This window comes from Aeromonas sp. 160P (assembly GCF_055193095.1).
Map to the genome: position 1 here is coordinate 2,585,609 of NZ_JBUXKV010000001.1, position 20,670 is coordinate 2,606,278.

Consider the following 20,670-nt stretch of genomic DNA (forward strand, 5'->3'; position numbering starts at 1 on the left):
TTTATCCATGCGAATTGCCCTTGGCATTGAATATGACGGCAGCCGGTATTTCGGTTGGCAGCGTCAACGAGAAGTGATCAGCGTACAGGCTGAACTGGAAAAGGCCCTGAGCCGGATTGCCAACCACCCTGTCTCCATCCAGTGCGCCGGACGCACCGATGCCGGGGTCCATGCAACCGGTCAGGTGATCCACTTTGATACCGATGCAAACCGCGCCGAAGGGGCCTGGACCCTGGGGCTGAACTCTAACCTGCCACCGGATATCGCGGTGCGCTGGGTCAAGGAGGTGGATGAGTCGTTCCACGCCCGTTTCAGCGCCACCGCCCGTCGCTACCGTTATGTCATCTACAACCATAACTACCGTCCGGCGATCCTCGGCAGTGGGGTTAGCCACTACCATGAGACCATCGATGCTGAATTGATGCATCAGGCGGGCCAGAGCCTGATTGGGGAGCATGACTTCACCACATTCAGGGCCATTGCCTGTCAGTCCAACACCCCGTGGCGCAATGTGACTCACCTCTGCGTCAGTCGTCAGGGGCCCTATATCGTGCTGGATATCTGTGCCAACGCCTTTTTGCACCACATGGTGCGCAACATCACCGGCTCCCTGCTGCTGGTGGGGCAGGGGCTCAAACCGGTGGAGTGGATTGCCGAGGTGCTGGCGGCCAAGGATCGCAACCTGGCCGGGCCGACTGCCAAGGCCGGTGGCCTCTATCTGGTGGATGTCGATTACCCGGCCGAGTTTGCCCTGCCCCAGCTGCCGCTTGGCCCGCTGTGGCTGCCGGACTCGGCACCGGGTACGACCAGTTTTTAGTAACTGCGCCCAAAAAATTGTGGTTTAATGACCCGTCATTTGTTGCCATCGAGCTAGTAAGTCATTGAACAATCTAGTCTCGATGCGTGTTGTCAGGCACAAAAGCATTAAGGAATTCCATGAGCTGGCTTGAGAAGATTCTTCCCAAGAGCAAGATCACTGCGCCCCGTCGTCACAACATTCCGGAAGGAGTGTGGACCAAATGCAGTGCTTGTGAACAGGTGCTCTACCGGGCAGAGTTGGAGCGCAATCTCGAAGTGTGCCCCAAGTGTGATCATCATATGCGCATCAGCGCCCGTGCCCGTCTCGAGAGTTTCCTCGATGAGCAGGGTCGTACCGAGATCGGTGCCGAGCTGGAGCCGCAGGATGTATTGAAATTCAAGGATTCCAAGCGCTACAAGGATCGTTTGTCTGCCGCTCAGAAAGAGACGGCTGAAAAAGATGCGCTGGTGGTGATGAAAGGGACCCTCAAAGGGGTGCCAGTCGTCGCCTGTTCGTTCGAATTCTCCTTCATGGGTGGCTCTATGGCCTCCGTGGTCGGTGCCCGTTTCGTGCGCGCCGTCGAGGAGTGCATCAAGGATGGCCGCGGTCTGGTCTGCTTCTCCACCTCCGGTGGTGCCCGCATGCAGGAAGCCTTGTTCTCCCTGATGCAGATGGCCAAGACCAGCGCCGCGCTGGATCGCCTTACCAAGGCGGGTCTGCCCTATATCTCTGTGCTGACCGACCCCACCATGGGTGGTGTTTCCGCCAGCCTGGCGATGCTGGGTGACATCAACGTGGGCGAGCCCAAGGCGCTGATCGGCTTTGCCGGCCCGCGCGTCATCGAGCAGACCGTGCGCGAGAAGCTGCCAGAAGGCTTCCAGCGCTCCGAGTTCTTGCTGGAGAAGGGCGCTATCGATCTGATTATCGATCGCCGCGAGATGCGTAATCGTCTGGCCAGCTTGCTCGCCAAAATGCTGAATACTCACATCATCGAAGAGTGAAGATGAGTTCAAACATGCAACAATCCCAAAGCCGGTCGCTTGTCGACTGGCTTTCTTATTTGGAGCAGATCCACCCGGTCAATATCGACATGGGGCTGGATCGGGTCGGTGCCGTTGCCCGGCGTATGGGTCTCACCCAGCTGCCGTTCAAGGTGATCACTGTGGCCGGCACTAACGGCAAGGGCTCCAGCTGTGCCATGGCGGCCAGCATTCTGATGGCGGCTGGCTACCAGGTCGGGGTCTACTCCTCCCCCCATTTGCTGCGTTTTACCGAGCGGGTGCGGGTCAATGGGCAAGAGCTGGCCGATAACGAGCACTGCGCGGCGTTTGCCGAAGTGGAAGCCGCTCGTGGCGAGATCGCCCTTACCTTCTTCGAGTTCGCCACCCTGGCTGGCTTGTGGCTCTTTCGCCGCGCCGCACCGGACGTGCTGCTGCTGGAAGTGGGGTTGGGCGGTCGGCTCGACGCCACCAATGTGGTGGAGTCCGATGTGGCGATGATCACCTCCATTGCCCTCGATCACTGCGACTGGCTGGGGGATACCCGTGAAGCCGTGGCGGTGGAGAAAGCAGGCGTCTATCGCGCTGGCAAACCCGCCATTAGCGGCGAGCCCAACCCGCCAGCGACCATCGCCAGCGAGGCGCTGCGCCTCGGTGCCTCCCTGCGTCAGGTCGGGGTCGACTTCTCTGGTAAAGAGCATGAGAGCTGCTGGGATTACCACGGCCTCAACCGGTGGCGGGATCTGCCCAAGCCGGTGTTGCCGCTGATGAACGCGGTGACTGTGCTGGCAGCGCTGGAGTCGCTGGGCTTGCCGCTGCCGGAGTCCGCCATTCGTGACGGGCTGGCCAATGCCCAGCTGGCTGGCCGGATGCAGCGGCTGCAAAGCGCGCCGTTGGTCATCGTTGATGTGGCCCACAATCCCCATTCGGCCGCTTACCTTGCCACCCAGCTGCGCCAAATGCCCTGTGCAGGTGTGCGCCGCGCCGTGGTCGGCATGCTCAAAGACAAGGACATGGCGGGGTCGCTGGCCGAGCTCGATGGCCTGATTGGCCAGTGGTATCTGGCCAGCCTCACCGGCCCGCGCGCCGCCACTGCCGAGCAGCTTGCTGCGGCGCTGGGGGCAGGCAAGGGGCCAGTGCACTGCTTTGATGAGGTGAGCGGCGCTTATCAGGCCGCGTTGGCCGCCTCGAGTCCGGACGATATGGTCATTGTGTTTGGTTCGTTTTACACTGTCGCCGACATTCTGGCGGGTGTCGCCTCCTAGGCCACACTGCCGCTTTCCTGCCCACTGCAGGGGAGTTAAACCGCGTATTGAGTTAAGTAAAGGTAGGATTCAACTTGGCCTCGAAGTTTCAAAACCGTCTGGTGGGCACCGTCATCCTGGTGGCCCTGGTTGTTATTTTCCTGCCGGACTTGCTGGATGGTCACAAGCTGGCGCAAAAGGAGGAGGCCTTTGCCAAGATCCCGCTGCGCCCTGATCTGGAGCCTGCCAAGCCTGCATTGCAGGTGTCGGCGGCGACCAGCTTGCCCGCCGAGCATCTGGCTAGTCAGCAACAGGCCTCGGCGGCCCAACAGTGGCAAGTGGAAGAGGTGGCCGATCCCATGACTCTGGCGGGTCAAGGGCAGGGCAATTCTGCCGCGCAGCTGGTTACCCCAACGGTCAAGCCCCAGCCCAAACCGGACGTGGTTGCCAAGAAACCGGTTGAGCAACCGAAGCCTGCTCCTAAGCCGGTGCCCAAGCCTGTGCCAGCCAAACCGGTTGAGGTCGCCAAAGCACCTGCGCCAGCCAAGTCGCAGGCGGGTCAGATCAAATCCCTCGACGATCTGATTGAGAGCAAGATGACGCAGCCGACCAAGCCTGCGCCAGCTGCTGCAGCGCCAGCTCAGGGCAGCTGGATCCTGCAGCTCGGTGCGTTCAAGAACGTCGACAGCGTCAATGCGCTGGTGGGCAAGCTGCGGGCAGCCGGTTATTCGGCCCACACCTCGCCACGCACGCCGGTGCAGGGGCAGATCAACCGGGTCTTTATCGGTCCTGATGTCTCCAAGGACAAGCTGCAAGGCATACAGGGTCGGGTTTCCCAGATGACCGGGCTGAGCGGTTCAGTGGTCGCTTACAATCCGTGATGGTTGGTCTGAGCTAAAGCGTTGCCAAAAAAGCCCCCTCGTTGCACTAGGGGGCTTTCGTTATCTGCAGGGGCACCGATTAGGGTGCCCCTTCTTTATCTGTTGCTCAGTCTATCTCGATATCCACTGGCGCTATGATGGGATTTGCGACCGGCAGGTGGTGAAACAGTTGACGGAAATGGCGCTGAACTCGCCCTATGTCGATCAGCGACATGCCGGACGAAAAACCGAACCAGACGTAGAGCCCGGTGAGATCGCGAAACATCGGCGGCAGGTAGCGGGGGGCCGCAATCAGTCCTTCCAGATAGTGCTGATAGAGCACTGGAATGTCATCCAGCGTCACCTTACCGACAAACAGCATCGGCAGGATCTCCGGTACTCCCTCCAGCACCGCGCTGCGGATGAAGTTGACCGTCTCCACATAGCCACGCACGTAGGAGAGATCCTTGGTAAAGCAGGCGCCGCCGCCCACCATGCCACCCCGAAACACCCGTTGGGTGATCTTGTAGGCATCGTGCTCGCTGGTGCCTTGCTCGACGAAGTGGCGAAACACCTCGATAAAGTTGGCACCGCGCTCGGCCATGTCGATGGCCATCACCCGATCGGAGATGCGCTTGGCCCGGTCCGGAAAGGAGCTGAAGGTGAGCGTCTCAATCAATACCGCCAGCCCTTCCTGACAGGCGGTGATGCGCGGCGAGCCAGCGCTCAGCCAGGTGGCATAGGGCTGCTGACGGCCATTGAGGGTGGTGCCGACATGCACCCACCCCTCGTGTACCTCCAGCACCTGTAGATCCAGCTCGGAGAAGCTGGCGTGGGAGTTGAGCTTGATGTAATCCCCACCGGCAGCCGCATCTGAGACAATCCCGTCGCTCAGCTTCACCTGCACTGTGCCATCGCTGAAATAGGTCGATAGCTTGTTTTGCAACTTGGCAACGGCCGCGTCCCCTGAAAATGCCTTGGGGTAGGGGCGCACCAGATGACGGGCGCCAGGCAGGGAGAAGATATCGCACAGGCGGGAGCCCAACTCCTTGAGGGTTTTGCGATCCCCGCGCAGGTGATCGCTGGCAGAGCCATACAGTAGTTGGCTATAGCGCAAAAAATCCGGTTGCCCGCGCTGGCGCAGCATCTCGCTCACCACCATGTACTGGTCGACGGTTTCTTGCAAAATGCGACCCAAATCATCCTGTGGCCCCAGCTTTCTGCGGATCCTGTCGCGCAGTTCCTTTAGCTCCAGATACTTGTTGCGCGGGTCGAAACCAAGGGAGAGGGTATCGTAGAAATGGTGATCAATAGCGGGTAGTTCTCGCCCCCCTTTGGCCAGAAAATCAGCCTGCAGGTGGCGTGGCCACTTGATGGCATCCAGAATGCGGATCGGTTTTTGCAGGGCAAGCAGCTCATCCGAGAGAGACTTCAGATGCAGGCGGTACTTTTCTTGGATGGTCATGGGGCCCCCTGTGGGGCAAGCGTAGCCGTGGATTGGGCTGAGTATATGCATAGTGCTTGCCAAAAAGAAGCAGGCGGCAGGGTTATCGGGCTGGTGTGCTTTTGGTTGATAGAGAATTGGTTTAGACTGCGCCCCTTGATCCAAATCTTGTCGTGGAAATGATGAATATCCCCAGCTCCGAAATGGTAATGCGTTGGTTACAACAGGCTCGTATCGAACACTATGTCTGCGACCAGTGTCATGGTATCCACATTGTCTCTTTGCAATCGGTAGATGGTATTCAGGAGAGTCGAATTTTTGTCGAAGAGGAGGGACTGCTGTTCTCCTCCGAGCTGGAAGTACGCCCTTCCGCTATGCTGCCGCTGGTGGCGGATCTGGGTCGACTCAATATGCAGTACCCCTCGCTCAAGGTGTTCCTCGACATTATCGATGACAACCTGCCGCGACTGGTGGTTGGTCATACCATCTTTACCAATGCCGGACTGACGGTTGAACAGTTCCTGCTGTTCGTGCAGAGCACCATAGCCGCGACCCATGAACTGGTTGCAGAGTGCGAGCGCTCAGGTTTCCTCAACCTCGCAGACATTCAGGTATCACCGGAATCTGTGCATTAAGCGTGCAAACGAACCGGTAATTGAAAAAAGCCGTTGACGAAGGAGGGGCTTTCTCCTACATTACGCCCCGTTCCAGCGCAACAGCGCAGTGAACTCCGTGTTGGCTGAACACGTAAAACTACAGACCAAAATTTGGTGAGCGGCTCCAGTGGCTGCCCACCGACGAAGTCGGCAAGAAAGCACGCGTAGCGTGATCCGAAAGCCACTTCAAAGAAGTGAAAATTTGGTGAGGTGTCCGAGTGGCTGAAGGAGCACGCCTGGAAAGTGTGTATACGGCAACGTATCGAGGGTTCGAATCCCTCCCTCACCGCCAAATATAACCCGTTGAATTTCAACGGGTTTTTTCATTTCTAGACTTACGTGATTTTTTTCCTGGATCAACTGGGTGGAACAATCATGTATCTGAGTAAAAATGCCTCCGGCACCTACTACACTCGGCTTCCCTTGCCCAAGAATTTGCGTGACCGAGGCTTGCCGTTTGCTATCCGCACTTCCCTCCTTACCAAAGAACGTCAAGTTGCCGTAGACCGTAATCTGGTGCTGGCGGCGCGTGTCCGCACCCTCATTGCGGCGACACCTGCCGATGCCACGACCCATAGTTTTCATGCCTGGATCAGAGCTGAGATCGATGCATTCAAAGCGGCGGGCTTTACCGTACCGCAATATCATGCTCTTTCTGTTGCGCTTTCGTCCGTTCCCCAGACCATCAAGCAACCCGTCGATACCTCTCCACCTACTACAGGGGTCCCCCTCAGACAGGCGCTGACGAAGTTTATTGAGAGTAAGGCCAGTGAGGGGATCCAGCATAAATCCGTCGGACAACTCCAACTGCGGGTTCAGGCGTTCGTCACTTGGGCCAAGGGGCACAAGGTCGATGAGATAACGCCTGCCCTAGCTCAAGCCTTCCGTAACACTCTGCTCCGTAACGACAGTATCAGCTTCAAAACCAAATCAGATTACCTTGCCGCCACCAAGCAGTTCTTCCGCTGGTGCATGATCCTGGGCTATTGCAGCCGCAACCCGTTCGACAGCTTAACGGCGGGCAAGAAGCCAGTGAAAAAGCGGGCAGATGAAGCCAGGGTACGCTGGCATCGCCCGCAACTGGACACCCTGTTTGCGAGCCTGCGAGCCAAACAATCCCAAAAAGGCAAAAAACTCAAGCCCCAGGACTTCTGGGTGCCGCTGCTCTGCCTCTACGCCGGACTGCGCCCGTCTGAGGCATGTCAACTCAAGACCCGGAACGTCAAACAGATCGAGGGGATCTGGTGTCTGGTGGTCGAGGCGGGCGAAGAAGATCAGCAGCTCAAGACGGCCAACGCCTACCGTGATGTTCCGCTGCACAGTGCACTGATCGGACATCACTTCTTAGAGTATGTCGGCCACTGCCGTAGCCAGGGCAACCAGTACCTGTTTGACGATAAACCCTCGGGCCAGGACGCCGACTGGTCACACAACCTGGTGTGTCGGTTCCAGCGCCATCTCACCAATGCAGGCATTGTCGGTAAGGGGCGGCCGACGATCTATGGCATGCGCCACACCTTTGTTGATGAGTTGCAGCAGGCGGATGTGGCAGAGCACATCGTGGCGGAGCTGGTAGGACACAGCAAGGAGGGGCTGACCTTTGGCCGCTACGGCAAACGGGTGAGCATTGCCCTGTTGAAAGCGAAGATCGAGTTGATACCGGCGGATCTAGTGACCGTCATTTGAAGAGAGGCCACCTGAGCTCTGGATATGTCGCTAAGCGCTGTATGTAGCGGTTAGCGCCCCTCCCAGACAGCATGACATCTGGTGCCATAGCCAGGGCGCAGGAGCCAACCCATCTCAATACGGTGGGTCGTTGCAGTGCCAATCAATATCATGCGCCCATGTCAATATTAGCCCCTATAAATATTTGTAAATATAAATATTGACATCCATAAATATGTGTGATCGAAAGGTGTTGACATGGTGCTTGAACGCTCGTAACCTGCTGGCAAGAGTTAGCTGGAATGAGAGCAAATGACCTATGACAAGAACCCGCAGGCCACAGAACTAGATCGAAAAACTGTTGCAGATGCATTGACTGAAAACCTGACGATCAAGAAAAACCAGTACGCCCAATCAACATTTAAGGCCTATTATCGAAAGACAAAGCAACTTCAGACGCTGATTGGAAAAGAGCTATTGGTTACGGTCACCACGACCAAATTAGAGTTAATGATTGCCAAACTCCTTAAGAGGTATAAGGGTAATACCGTTAATCATTACCTCGATATTCTCAGGCAGGTGTTTGCCAGAGCCAAGAGTGATGGCCTGATAGCATTGAGCCCGATGGATAGCATCAAGAAATGCCGGTTTGAGATTGAAGAGCCGCAACCCTTTCTAAAAAAAGAGATAAAACTCTTGCTGCAACGGCAAGAAAGCAATCCGATTGAAGTGGCATTAATCCAATTAGGGCTTGCAACCGGATTGCGGATCAGTGAATTACTGGCTGTGAGCGTTGAAGCATTTGATCTAGACAAACGGATCTTGACGGTAGATCTCGCGTTGGTTGATGGTGCTTATAAGACGCCAAAAACCAAAGGATCGCTGCGGAAGATTGAGCTGACTGAACAGGGAATAATAGCCGCACGTATCTTGATAGCACAGGCTAGCCATCGTAGGCCCAGATCGATCACGGTAACCCAGACAGATAATCGCACTAAAAAGATAATTAGCCGTACCTTGGTAGCCTATAACCGCCCAGCAAGGCGACCCTACGCCTCGGTTGACGAGTACAGGGAAACATTTTTTCAGCCGCATTGTGACCTGGTGGGTGTCAATTACCGTGGACCATCTCAGCTGCGCCACACCTACGCGAGCCAACTGTTGTCTGCTGGCGTGAACGTAGAGTGGATTGCCCGGCAAATGGGGCACAACGGGACTGCGATGATCGAGCGCCACTATGGTCGATGGTTGACCGAGGATGCGGCTGACTTTGGTGCCAAAGCAGAAGTGGCCCTACACGATTGTATTCATGGTGATGATCCCGGACTGGTTGAGGCATCCAAATCCGTGCCAGCCATATTACCACCTGTTGATTTGAATGCACTGATGGCTAACCCACAGATGCACCAGCAATTAATGACGTGGCTACAACAGGCACTGAGCAATACGGTAGTGACGGGCAACAGAATTTAGCAAAATAAACAGAATTTCCAGCAGCCAGAATATTGGTTGTACGGATAGTTGTAGGCAGAATTTGTACGGCATCGTATCAGGCAAAAGCACATGGATAAAAAGTGTGTTTTTGACAAATCGTTTTTTGGCGAAAAGTAATAAGAGCAAGGTCACTCCTACACCGTACAAATTGCGTTCCGCAATGTACGGTGTACGGAGCCTTGCCATGGCTGTCGCCCTGGACCTACCTGGGCTGCCGCCCAGACCCGCTAAATAAATATATAAATTAGAGCTGTTCAGCAGCCAGGAGACAATACGTGGGAAAAGAAAATAAAAAATTAAGGAATAGCAAAAATAACACTTTACGTGAGGAGCTTACAAGAGATCCTGATCTCATGCTGCTCATTGAAAGGGCCGTTATCAGGTGCATCAATGACGATGTCGCTGTCACTATTAACGGTATAGCTAGAGATGTAAATATGGATACAGACATCGTTCGACAAATGCTGCCGAGTTTTACAGAGATCCGTGATCATCGAATCGAGCTACGCTGCACATATGAGGAAAAACGTCGTTGGGAGAAAAAGGCTAAAAATGCAAGCATCACTGTATCGAGGTTAGCATCTCAATCTCTCACAAAATTGAAAATCGTCATTTCTCCAGCAGAAACATTACGCGACACAATAAATAATCTTATTGCGCAACAGACCGGGTTTTATAACAATTTCAATCAGCTGGTAAAATGGTGTAATTCCCATAAGGGCGATGTAAATCTACTTTTTATTTTATGCGAACTCAGGGAACTAGAAAAACAACATAAAGAGCAGGTTGATAAAATCAACGAGATGTTATCACCACAATTAACACAGCCATCTCGGGTTATACGCCATGACAAAAGCGATACTGCGACCCCAGACACTACATGGTCACACTCAGGTGAGGATGACGAGGATGCAGTGGAGGTAAATCCAGCATTAATCGAGAGTGAGTATGAGGAGCATGAGCTATGGCGGTGATTAGATTTTTTGCAACCAATGGGCATCGCCAGACTAAGTCCAGCGCCCCAATAGATTACCTACTGGGTATCTACAGCGCTCTGACGCCGCAACAAAAAAATGAGCGTAGTACAATCGCTGATGCGATTAGGGTTGCTCGTGATAAAAATGACGCTCCATTGGTTCATCGGTTGAACCAACAACTGAGACTGATCCATGGTGTACAACGGACTCCACCACCTGAGCTGTTGGCTGGAAATCCACGAGACATTGCTTATGCAATCGAGATATCGCCACATAAATATAAATACACCAGCGGTGTCATTGCACATGCAATTGAGGACAACCAGACGCTGAGTTCCAATCCTGATATTGCTCAGGAATTTCGTGCATTGATGGAGGAGCTGGTTTTTGCGGGATTACCCATAGAGGACAGGATGATCTTGTGGGTACAACATACGCATGAACAAAATCTGGAGAATCATTTTTTAATCCCACGGATTAATCTGCGCACTGGAAAATATTTCAACCCTCACCCACCAGGTGCGGAAGGTGATTTTAATGCGATCCGTGATTACCTCAACCTGAAATATAACCTCGCACGTCCAGATGATCCGCGACGCCAGAGGCTGACAGGAACAATACCACGGTACAGTAAAAATGCGGACTTGATTGCAGCGTTATCTGATGCGGTGCAGTTACGGGTAACTCAGGGTCAGTTATGTAACCGACAAGCTGTGATTGATTGGCTGGAGCAACCTCAGACTCGACAAATGTATGGTATTAGCGAAGTCGAGGCTAAAAAGGATTACATACGGATTGTGCCAGAGGGAAAGATCAAGGCTTTTCGGCTGAAAGGACCTTTATTTAGCCGTGCGTTTACCAGTATTGATGTGGTGAGACCGACGTTGACGATAACAACGCCTCCACAACCGTCGTTGGATGCACTCTGGCAGCAGATTGAGGAGCGGATAGCCAAACGCCGGGCCTTCAATCAGAGCCGCTATAACGTCACTGAGACGCTGCACCCAATGCCCTCTCCGAGGCCTGTGAGACGACCGACAGGTATGGCCGCAGTGATAACCCAGAGACATCGCAAACAGCCAACAAATGCTCTTTTTTGGCAACAGCAGATGCAGCTATATGCAGGTTACACACTGACCCCAATTAACCCTGAGGGAACCCTAACAGTAGACACCGAAAAGGCATTAATTCAACTGCTGATGAAAATTTTGAGCGCTATTTTAGCATTATTAGGAGTGAATCATGAATTTAGAGAAACAATTATTAGAGTTGCTCAGTTTTATCAACACCGAGCAGATGAGCTCGATAGCAACACTCAGGGAGCAGGTTCAATCGCTGCATGTCACACAGCAGCAGATAATGAACGACCATCAGGTCTTGCTGACCATGGTGCAGCATTTGAACACGCATACCAGCGACAGCAACGTCTCTGCCGAGAACTCCATTCATCAGATGAGCGTTTCGCTCGAACAGTTGCAGGAGCAGGTTCAGACCTTGAGCGGCTCCGTAGAGAGTACGCAGAGGTCGGTGAGATTGCTACTCGAGGTCTTAGAATCATAATGGATAACCCTATATTAGCAGCCAAAAAAATTGCACGTTTCAGGATGAGGCCTGGAGCGTATGCATTAAAATCTCAGCACGAGCACTCTGGCCAGAGGACTGCACGTCATGAAATGGATTCAGATCTTTCTTTGTAAAATATTCTGAATGGCGTTTGTTTTTTATATTTGCGGAACATCATCAATACAAGATTACTTGCAATGTTTATCTTTATAAATAGCAATAATGAATATCTACCATTGATTTATAAAAACAACAAATAATAATAACTTTTTTTGGGAGGAGTATGTATGCTCCAGAATAGAATGTTAGCTTGGGGGGTTAGTGAGGGGCGGATTGCCAGTGAGCAAAAACCGATTTGGTTGTTGGACGAACTGATTGAGCAGGGTGATCAGTGGATCATCAATGGCGCCCCCAAATCTGGTAAATCGCTGGTCGCAACGCAGCTCGCATTGGCTATCGCCAGTGGAGGACAGTTCCTCAACTGGAGGAATCGAAATCCAGCACGAGTGTTGTATATGGATTTTGAGCTAAAAGATCGGTTGTTTTGGAAACGCTTTTTAACCATGACAGCACATAATAATGTGACTGACCAAACAATTGAGCGGAATTTTTTCCGGTGTGGTGATTTCCAGACAACGGATGTATTGGATCCTGTAGAGGCGAAAAAAATGATCTCCATCGTGAATGAGATCCAGCCTGACCTGATTATTTGGGATGTACTAGCCAGGATGCATACGGCGGCGGAAAATGATAATAGCATGATGGGCCAGGTGATGCGGTCCATCAGAAAAATAAGTCAGCCCGCAGCCCACATTGTTGTGCATCATGCAAGAAAATCCTCGCCAGGAGCGGAGGGTTACAACGCAGGCGCTGCTGGTATCAGGGGGGCATCATCCATTCATGGTGAGGCTGATGGCGTTATGTCACTAGCATTACGGGATGGGCAGGGGGCTAGATTCAGCCTCAGGTTTAGTTCGAGAGCGGTTGAAACTCCTGATGAGATTTTATTAAACCGAACAGAACATCTGATATTCGTCAGCGCGAATGATAGTGATAACAACACATTATTAACTTCCCTGAAAAAAGCTCTGAGTGGGCATACCTCAGTATCAGCAGCCGAGTTAGTGAACTCCTTTTGTGCGGAATTTTCCATACAGGAACGGCAGGCAAAAAACTATATCAGAAAATGCGTCGCAAATGCTTGGGTTCGGCGGGAGAGGAGGCCGGATAAAACGTATGAGTATATCGCCACAGATTTACTCACTGATGTGTCAGCCTAAGCACACAATATCTACCATCTGGATGCAAGCATGCAATGAACCTCTATCTATAAATAGATTGCATCCAGAATTACCCCCCTTACATATCCCCCTTTCATGCACAAGAGCGCCTAGTGCTGATTTTAGACATTGCATTTAAAATGCATTATGATGCTAAAATAAACAATTGAGCCTTTGTTTTCAAAATAAAATATGAATCACATTGAAAACAACTAGAACATGTCATTCAAGCATTGATGTCATTCTATATGCAGGAATTCGTCTGTTTATGTTCTGTTTAAGCCTCGTGTCTATTAAATCGAACGGCAAAAATGTTTTTATTTATATTGCTCTGCGAGCATATTATCCACATGTAATGACTACCGCATTAGCGATATTTACCATCCCATCCACATCCATTCTGTTTATGGGCATGTTATAGGTTAAATGTCGTTCAGCCAACACTCAAAAAGAGCAAAAAGCAACCAAGGGCAAAATTTGTACAATTATTTTTTCAATAAATAATCCCTTAGAAATCAATGACATGATCTTGATGTCCGCCTTGACAGTGGCAATCTCTCGGTTTACCGTGGGCTCATTCCTCGTAATTCACTAGCGTCCTACTGCGGAGAAATCTTATGGATGTTCAAATGACGGATGAAGAACTCATGGATAAAGCCGTTGATGCACTTGTCAATGCTTTTATTGTGATGTTTCGTTCGGTCGGCTATCCAGTCAGACCGTTGTATTACTCAGAAGGGGGGATCACCTTGGAGATCCGAGTGCCACCAACACTCCCTGATTTTATAATGAAAAAATACCCACGGTTTAGGGATGGATTCAGGGCGTGTCCATCAATAGAGTTGATCGGAATACCATATGAATGGCAGGGGTGTGGATTTTTCACAAAATTAGTTAATGCACTAGGTGCTGAGCCTAGTGTTGAGTGCGTCTGTATCTCATGCGTGACTAACGAGGTATTCTCACAGAAACTACAAAACAACCCTGAGTGGGAGCTTTTATATTATAGCGAATTATTTGATGTGAAAGGATTTTATAAGGTATTTAAGAGAGATTGACTATTCTAAGTTTCATTTCAACTACTTCATGTAGCGTCATCAAGCATGCTCGATAAAAGCTATTTTGTCAGCAGCAATCGTCAAGCGCACAAATATCTTTCTCCTATGCATTTTGCGGACCTACCCGTTGAGGTGTTGTTATAGCGCCGCAGGTGGCTCAATAATCGACTTTATGCAGGCACAGCATAGTCGGTAGCACCTTAAGTTAAAGGTTAGCCAGCGTGCGTTGCCGCATGCAATTGCATGCGGCATCTATTCCATTAGTTCAAGCCTACCTACCTATTTCATTGCAATAACATCAACGTCAGTCGGCAAGAGAGTAGTCCATAATGCGGAGATTAATACCGCGTGCAGGTATATATGAAAATATTAGAAAAATTATTATTAGGTTCATCTTCAATTATCTGTTGAATCATCTCAATAAGCCTGATAGCCTGTTGCTGAAATAGATTGCAGGGTGTTTTATGGATGAGGGATATAATAAAAAACTAATGATGGCCACTCAATCATTTAAAGATAGGGCATCAGGGAAAGCACTGCCGGATGGTGAAATGAATTCAGACAGGATATTTATCCTTAGCCCTACAGAACGGCGAGCCTGCTGCCGTGACATAGTGCCTGGAAACCAGCGGTTCTCGTTGAGCTCAAAGAAGCATGCCTGCTCAAAAAGACACATAGCAGCCCTATTTCGTATTGAGTTAATTGATTTTGAGAGTGAGTTTAGGAAAATTAATCGCCGCAAGAACATAAAACTAACCCAGCTCAAAGGAGGTGCTAACAGGGAATAAGTGTCACCTGCCACACACGAAGTTTTAATTTATTTAATTAAACACACAGGCGTTTCTATTTTTACGTCTGGAGCCTATTCACATCTTCCCTTGAAGGGAAATGGAGTAAATAATGAAAATTTTTGACGATCTTTTTAGGAGTATTGAAAAGCACAACGGCACTCGTTCAAGCGCTTTGCTTGCTCAAGCGATGGCATCTGCTTGCAGCGATCGCTACACTGTCTCATTAGCGTCGGTCTGTGCAGTTTTGGATTCTCAGAGTAAAGAGGTGTTTGACCGCCTGGTTCGGATTGCTCAGGAGCCCGATTTCTCCAATGCCGACCAGGACCGGGCCCTTGATAAGCTACGTGCTCTCGGTTTTATCGACTGAGTGAGGATCCTGATTACCCATTAATGATAGTCACATGGATCGATACTTTTATACACAGTTAGGGAAGGTGCTAACAAGTCACTTGGCACAAAAACACACCATTCTAAATTATTGATATTAAATGGCTAAACTTTTTAGTTTTGGCACATAGGGTACTTATTCGCACCTTCCCGAGGTATCAAGTCGATACAAAGAAGAGATGCCAACGAATCCTTTATGATAGAGCTCACTGACAGCAGTTTCAGTGAACAGGATCTTGTCATTTCAGCTATAGGTCTACAACCGAATCTATCCTTAGCGATGAATGCAGGACTGGCTGTTAAACGCGGAATTGTAGTAGATGATTACCTGAGAACATCGAGTGAGCACATTTATGCTCTTGGTGATTGCGTTGAGTGGAAAGGTGAATTGCGACCCTTTTTGCAGCCAATTGTTCTCGGTGCCAATGCATTATCTAAAACTCTGATTGGTAAGCCAACACCACTAACGCTTCCTCCAATGCTAGTGAAGGTAAAAACACTTCAATATCCTTTGCAGTTAGCTGGTAGAACCAAAGGTGCAGACCTTTCATGGCAGTTTAAGTGGAATAAAAATGGAATGGTCGCAGAAGCTCGCAGCGAGGATGGTGAAATGTGCGGCTTTGTCGTAGGTGGAGACCAAATGGGCGCTGCATTCCCACTTTTACGCCTTCTTTCTAGATGAATAATTGCTGGCTGAGCATATGCTCAGCCTTACTTAATTTCATAGGTTATTAAGGATAAAACATGTCGCTACTGCATAGTATACCCGCTCATTGGGTTGTTCGCCGTTCAACCCCATTTTTTACAAATGAAAACGTACCACAGGCTCTATTAACCCATCACAATACAGCTGCTGGCGTATTCGGTCAGTTATGTGTAATGGAAGGGACGGTAACATATTACGGTTTTGCTGATGAAACAGCAGAGACACCTGAAATTACGCTTGTAATCCGAGCCGGAGAGTTTGCAACCAGCCCACCTCAGTATTGGCACAGGGTTGAACTATCTGAAGATGCTAGATTCAATATCCACTTTTGGGCTGAAAACGTAAGCTCAGATAGCCCGCTCATTAAGACGAGAGAATAGACTACAATCTGGTCATCGCCACAAACCAGGCCAACTGCCCATCCAGATCAAAATAAACAACTGGAATGTTGTTTATGATTGGCTGTTTTTTCGATGGGGGTTGGCTAGATGAGTGGGATTGAAACCATAACCATGCTGAGTGGCTTGGTGTATCTGTTGTTGTTCCAGTGGCATGAGCGTTCAGGCTGGTCTTGGCAGCTGTTCATGATGCTAACCGCTGCTGTATGGTTGACGGTAGCAGCCAAGCCACCACTAAGTAGTTTAATCGTGCTTGCTGTCGCTATTGGCATGCTTTATAGATATAAATTAATATCCGCATTTTATGATTCAAGTGATCAACAACTTCGTAGTTTAGTTAGATATTTCTTAGTTATATCGTGGGGATTTGTAACAATACAGTATGGTGTTTATATTTTTCAACTCCACCAGGGTGACCTACCTTGGCTGTCTAGACCTGATATCGTAGATGGCTTTCTACCTATAGCGGGCGGTCTTGGCTTGCGGGCGTTGTTGAGTTTGGGCATTACTGATTACCACCACCCAGCGGCAACAATCACAGTCTTGGTTATTTCCTTATCTGGACTCATTTTAGGTCGTGCCTTCTGCTCATGGTTTTGCCCTCTTGGGGTTGTCGGTGAATGGCTGCATCATTTTCGAAATTTGCTGCTACCTGGTGAGTGGACTCCGCCAAAATGGTTAGACCTACTGCTCAAGTCTCAGAAATTTCTAGTTCTATCATTTCTGATGTTCATAGTTATTCTTGCTGTTCCAAATGTCGCACTGCCAGGGTACTTGATGAGTCAGTTTCACCAAGCTGCTGACATGAAAATGGGAGCCTTCTTTTTCAACTTGAACTTCATATCAGGTATTTTTGTTGTCTGGGTATTAAGTGTCACGATGCTTTTCAAGCAAGGTTTCTGTAGATACCTATGCCCTTATGGTGGATGGCTTTCCTTGTTGGGGCTTCTGACACCATTACGTATTCGCAGGTCTTCCAGCAGCTGTTTACGAAGCAAGGGATACGATTGTGATAAATGCAGTAGAGCATGTCCATCAAGGATACAGGTTCATGAACTTATATCAGTCAGAAATATTGAGTGTACAAACTGTTTAACTTGTATCTCTGCATGCCCAAAACAAGCTAATGCGATTCATTTTGGTACTGCGAATAAAATGGTTTCAGCAAAAAATCTGCTTACAATGTTGTGTGTTTTACTTCTCTTAATGCCATTGTTTGCTCATATTGTTTTCGATTTTTGGACAAGCAACACACCATTAGAACAACGCCGTTATCTATTGGATATTCTGCCGAGTCTTTCACATTAGAGTTGATGTCTTATCTCACAAAAGCATAAATAATCAACATTGATGAAATAAGGTGTATCCAGGTTAGGTTGCGATAGTTGGTATATGAACTTAGATAGCGTTAGGGTATATGTATTCAATGGATAGAATCACTATATACCTAACGCATATCATGGTTAGGTAAGTTACGCCACATATAGTTCTCGTTAATATATGCTGGATTTGATTTTAGTTTTGATAGTGCTTCATTGATATCAGATATGACTTTATCACCCCACTCGGTTTTCGGTGCGGCAACATAAGTTGATATTTCTTTTGGCTGTCCAGCTATCGGAAGAACTTTGAACTTCCCTAGATAAGCCTTTTTATTTAAATCAGATACTGTTGATGAGCCATACCCAAACTTACGTTCTGTGTAATAGATAATTTCCTCTGGGTATGCAATGGTAAAACCATTTACATCTTTTAATAGCATATCCAGGACATTACCCATCGGAGCATTGAGCGAGTAGTTAACTCTCTTATTTGTTTTATCTTTAATTGCGAGGTCAAATTTACTTCCATAAGAACGAGATGCTATGAAATAGCCAAGTTTATCCTTCGATTGAATCAACCGAAGCAAATCAACACCGTCTCCATCAATTATATACTGCTTATAAGTGTTAAGCTCACTGGATGGTATGATTACATGTGGTGCAGTTGATAGTGTTTTATGAAAAGTAGAAAATGTTTGATACTTCTCTCTTTCAGGCGTTTTTAGCATGTTGCCACAGACAACTTTTTTCCCTTGCTGCATCATCCGTTGAATTCTGGCAATATTCGACCATATTATTACATGGTTATACTGAGGTAATTCAGCTCTTATCATTGCGTCAGTAACATCAACCACACCTCTACCTGAATAGCTGCCATCTTTTATATAAAGTGGAGGAATGTCATACTGAGCCCAATGTATGGTCTCTTTTGCAGTTACATCGACAGATATAATAAAAGAGATGAGTATTAGAAGAATCCTTTTCATGGCAATTTCACCTCTCTATTATATTGATATAAACCATAGTGCGGCGATTAGTCAGCAACACTAACATCTTCACAAGAAAATATTGACATACGTATGCGCTTTTGTAAACCTACTAATAACGCAGAAATTTCTGGTTTTCTGTATCGTCAAGGATGGTGCTGAACGTTGATACGCCGAACTCTCCCGCTTGTCGCCATACACGGCAGCATGAGGCTTGATTGTTGCTGTCCCATAGAGCCCATAGAGCCCATAGAGCCCATAGAGCCCATAGAGCTTGTACGCTATGTGGCGTGCTCTTGAGATCAAGTGCTGTCAGTCAATGGTTAGATAAAAAATGGTTTTCAGGTGAGAACCACACCTACACAATCAGTATTTGAAAATCATGGAATTTTGATATATGAACTATATTTTCGCCTTAAATCATCAATATCTTTTTTTGCTTTCCTTTCTTTTTCCTCTAGTGCTTTTATCTCATTTGATTTTTCTTTCAACAACTGCTCAAACATTACTTTAGCCTACTCTCTTGATTTAATATCCACGATGTTTGCCAAGTCTTTAGATCTTTCTGTTAGAGCATCTTCTCGTTCTTGTAATGAGATGAGGCTATCATTTAGATTTTTCTGTATTAGATCTAAGGAAGATGAACGCCTGCATATTTCGGCTTCACCAGCATCAAGTTGAGCCTCTTTGGCTTTAATTGTTCTATTTATATCATCAACCTGTAAATAAAACTCAGCCTTAAGTTCATCTAAATTAAGAAGGTCGCTTAGTAAAGCTTGCTTTTTATCAATTTCATCTTGTATATGATAGAGACGGTCTTTCAATTCCATTTCAAAGATTCTGTATTGGTCTTCCAATAGGATTATCTTTTCCTGCGCCTCTAAAATGGACGACTCTTTTTCTTTTAATACTCTCTCCCATCTTTTTAAAATTGCGTTAGCCTTGCCTTCTGCATGCCGAGACTGTTGAATTACTCGCTGCATATCACTTAGCTCAGATTGACTCGTATTTTTTATCGCGTTGTATTCTGCATTAAGCCTTTTAACCTCTGCATGATGCTTTGCACTCAAAGATGAATACTGATTCTGTAAAGATAGTAACTGCTGTCTATTGTGCGTATACATAATTTCGGAGAAGCTGCCAACAGGGGCCACAGACACCCATTTTTTTGGGCATTTTTTTAGATAATCTCTTATCTCTTCTTTTGAGATTATCTCTCCTTTCACACGAAATCCACTAAGGTCAAGTTCAACGCAGGTTGCATTAATCCTTTTTAATTCTTTAATTTTCCCTCGATCACAAAAGTGCGTAACTGCAACTTCGATGAGAACCTTCTCTCCCTCGATGAACCCAATTACATCAGGGATTACTCTACCCTCATAAACCTCACATGCCATCTCATCAAAGGATATATTTTGATGTATTGGATTTATAGTTCCAATAGGCAGTAGCAACTGCCTGTCAGTTGCTAAAACCTCTTTAGCTAGGATATGTATTTCCGTTTCCGGCTTCCAGGTACAGGAGTTCTGTTCGATTGAATTAGGCTCATGAGCAAAATAATGGGCTTTAATTTGCCCTTTCATTGCCCAGACAGCGCCCTGACAACCGATGCATGTGCAATTGCATCCTTTACCACTAACAACGTCTTTGACATCAACAATATGACCTTTGTCATCAAGGGCGCGAGTCATCAGGATTCTTGCCATCTCTATCCTACCCACAAGTGGATCTATGTATAAAAGCGCATCAGTTTATTCAGTTAAATTGGATGCTTTAACTACATAAGTACTTACAACACTTCCATGAAAAATCATACACTTACATTTAATTGTTTTGAACTTCATCAAATTCCAATTGGATTTAGACGTATGACCACTCCCCAGGTGAGCTCATTGGGCTTTAGAGGATGCGTGGGAATGGGCTGGTAATCAGGGAGGGGTGATGGATACAGTATGGTGGAAGGCTCTGAAATTGATACCAAAGGAAGGGCGCACGAAAGTAGCGTAAACAAGACACCGATTTGAGGTCGGTGTCAGGTGATA

At 48.5% G+C, this 20,670-nt stretch carries 19 protein-coding genes, 1 tRNA gene and 1 pseudogene; 17 read left to right on the plus strand and 4 right to left on the minus strand.

Annotated features, from left to right (window positions below; translation table 11 throughout):
• Nucleotides 1-7 precede the first annotated feature (7 nt).
• The 4 genes from truA to dedD all read left to right on the plus strand — a co-directional run bounded on the left by truA (nucleotide 8) and on the right by dedD (nucleotide 3,922).
• Nucleotides 8-817 carry a tRNA pseudouridine(38-40) synthase TruA gene (truA, locus tag ACY8FN_RS12210; protein ID WP_139728816.1) on the plus strand — a complete coding sequence of 270 codons (810 nt, stop codon included), beginning with the start codon at nucleotides 8-10 and terminating at the stop codon, nucleotides 815-817.
• 119 nt (nucleotides 818-936) lie between these two features.
• On the plus strand, nucleotides 937-1,800 hold the full coding sequence (gene accD / locus ACY8FN_RS12215; protein ID WP_042022381.1) for an acetyl-CoA carboxylase, carboxyltransferase subunit beta: 864 nt from the start codon (nucleotides 937-939) through the stop codon (nucleotides 1,798-1,800).
• Between the two features lie 2 nt (nucleotides 1,801-1,802).
• Entirely contained in the window at nucleotides 1,803-3,062 is a 1,260-nt protein-coding gene (gene folC / locus ACY8FN_RS12220; protein WP_463100164.1) for a bifunctional tetrahydrofolate synthase/dihydrofolate synthase, read from the plus strand.
• 74 nt (nucleotides 3,063-3,136) lie between these two features.
• Nucleotides 3,137-3,922: a cell division protein DedD gene (dedD, locus tag ACY8FN_RS12225; protein ID WP_463100165.1), complete on the plus strand. Its 786-nt coding sequence runs from the start codon at nucleotides 3,137-3,139 to the stop codon at nucleotides 3,920-3,922.
• Between the two features lie 106 nt (nucleotides 3,923-4,028).
• Here the strand turns inward: dedD and ACY8FN_RS12230 are convergent, their stop codons facing one another.
• A complete protein-coding gene (locus ACY8FN_RS12230) occupies nucleotides 4,029-5,366 on the minus strand; it encodes a flavohemoglobin expression-modulating QEGLA motif protein (RefSeq protein WP_463100166.1) in 1,338 nt (445 codons plus the stop codon).
• Nucleotides 5,367-5,524: 158 nt separating this feature from the next.
• Here ACY8FN_RS12230 and ACY8FN_RS12235 point away from each other — a divergent pair, with 158 nt between their 5' ends.
• The 13 genes and pseudogenes from ACY8FN_RS12235 (at nucleotide 5,525) to ACY8FN_RS12295 (ending at nucleotide 17,628) form a co-directional block, all read left to right on the plus strand.
• The gene (locus ACY8FN_RS12235; protein ID WP_082186808.1) at nucleotides 5,525-5,980 is read left to right on the plus strand and encodes a type III secretion system chaperone family protein; all 456 of its coding nucleotides are present in this window, start codon (nucleotides 5,525-5,527) and stop codon (nucleotides 5,978-5,980) included.
• Between the two features lie 225 nt (nucleotides 5,981-6,205).
• A tRNA-Ser gene (locus ACY8FN_RS12240) sits at nucleotides 6,206-6,293 on the plus strand.
• A gap of 83 nt (nucleotides 6,294-6,376) precedes the next feature.
• Nucleotides 6,377-7,687 carry a tyrosine-type recombinase/integrase gene (locus tag ACY8FN_RS12245; RefSeq protein WP_253822693.1) on the plus strand — a complete coding sequence of 437 codons (1,311 nt, stop codon included), beginning with the start codon at nucleotides 6,377-6,379 and terminating at the stop codon, nucleotides 7,685-7,687.
• 291 nt (nucleotides 7,688-7,978) lie between these two features.
• Complete coding sequence (locus ACY8FN_RS12250) at nucleotides 7,979-9,139, plus strand: tyrosine-type recombinase/integrase (RefSeq protein WP_463100167.1); 1,161 nt, start codon at nucleotides 7,979-7,981, stop codon at nucleotides 9,137-9,139.
• 296 nt (nucleotides 9,140-9,435) lie between these two features.
• Nucleotides 9,436-10,134: a plasmid mobilization protein gene (locus ACY8FN_RS12255; RefSeq protein WP_109113091.1), complete on the plus strand. Its 699-nt coding sequence runs from the start codon at nucleotides 9,436-9,438 to the stop codon at nucleotides 10,132-10,134.
• Complete coding sequence (locus tag ACY8FN_RS12260; RefSeq protein WP_198497570.1) at nucleotides 10,125-11,834, plus strand: relaxase family protein; 1,710 nt, start codon at nucleotides 10,125-10,127, stop codon at nucleotides 11,832-11,834. Before ACY8FN_RS12255 ends, ACY8FN_RS12260 begins: the two co-directional genes overlap by 10 nt.
• A gap of 153 nt (nucleotides 11,835-11,987) precedes the next feature.
• Nucleotides 11,988-12,980 (plus strand): AAA family ATPase, encoded by a 993-nt coding sequence (locus ACY8FN_RS12265; RefSeq protein ID WP_113740743.1) that lies wholly within the window; start codon nucleotides 11,988-11,990, stop codon nucleotides 12,978-12,980.
• Between the two features lie 617 nt (nucleotides 12,981-13,597).
• Nucleotides 13,598-14,038: a hypothetical protein gene (locus tag ACY8FN_RS12270; RefSeq protein WP_139039452.1), complete on the plus strand. Its 441-nt coding sequence runs from the start codon at nucleotides 13,598-13,600 to the stop codon at nucleotides 14,036-14,038.
• A gap of 464 nt (nucleotides 14,039-14,502) precedes the next feature.
• Nucleotides 14,503-14,826, plus strand: a complete 324-nt coding sequence (locus ACY8FN_RS12275) for a hypothetical protein (RefSeq protein WP_148140585.1) — start codon at nucleotides 14,503-14,505, stop codon at nucleotides 14,824-14,826.
• Nucleotides 14,827-14,938: 112 nt separating this feature from the next.
• Nucleotides 14,939-15,196: a hypothetical protein gene (locus tag ACY8FN_RS12280; RefSeq protein ID WP_005346574.1), complete on the plus strand. Its 258-nt coding sequence runs from the start codon at nucleotides 14,939-14,941 to the stop codon at nucleotides 15,194-15,196.
• Nucleotides 15,197-15,382: 186 nt separating this feature from the next.
• Nucleotides 15,383-15,898: pseudogene (locus tag ACY8FN_RS12285) on the plus strand (FAD-dependent oxidoreductase); the annotation flags it as partial.
• 62 nt (nucleotides 15,899-15,960) lie between these two features.
• Nucleotides 15,961-16,302, plus strand: coding sequence for a TehB-like domain-containing protein (locus ACY8FN_RS12290; protein WP_463100168.1), 342 nt, complete (start codon nucleotides 15,961-15,963; stop codon nucleotides 16,300-16,302).
• A gap of 108 nt (nucleotides 16,303-16,410) precedes the next feature.
• Nucleotides 16,411-17,628 carry a 4Fe-4S binding protein gene (locus ACY8FN_RS12295; RefSeq protein WP_463100169.1) on the plus strand — a complete coding sequence of 406 codons (1,218 nt, stop codon included), beginning with the start codon at nucleotides 16,411-16,413 and terminating at the stop codon, nucleotides 17,626-17,628.
• A gap of 139 nt (nucleotides 17,629-17,767) precedes the next feature.
• Here the strand turns inward: ACY8FN_RS12295 and ACY8FN_RS12300 are convergent, their stop codons facing one another.
• The 3 genes from ACY8FN_RS12300 to ACY8FN_RS12310 all read right to left on the minus strand — a co-directional run bounded on the left by ACY8FN_RS12300 (nucleotide 17,768) and on the right by ACY8FN_RS12310 (nucleotide 20,334).
• Nucleotides 17,768-18,628 carry a TIGR02285 family protein gene (locus ACY8FN_RS12300; protein WP_447836469.1) on the minus strand — a complete coding sequence of 287 codons (861 nt, stop codon included), beginning with the start codon at nucleotides 18,626-18,628 and terminating at the stop codon, nucleotides 17,768-17,770.
• A 380-nt stretch (nucleotides 18,629-19,008) separates the two neighbouring features.
• Entirely contained in the window at nucleotides 19,009-19,134 is a 126-nt protein-coding gene (locus ACY8FN_RS12305; RefSeq protein WP_265324674.1) for a hypothetical protein, read from the minus strand.
• 9 nt (nucleotides 19,135-19,143) lie between these two features.
• The gene (locus tag ACY8FN_RS12310; protein ID WP_447836468.1) at nucleotides 19,144-20,334 is read right to left on the minus strand and encodes a hypothetical protein; all 1,191 of its coding nucleotides are present in this window, start codon (nucleotides 20,332-20,334) and stop codon (nucleotides 19,144-19,146) included.
• Nucleotides 20,335-20,670: the final 336 nt, after the last annotated feature.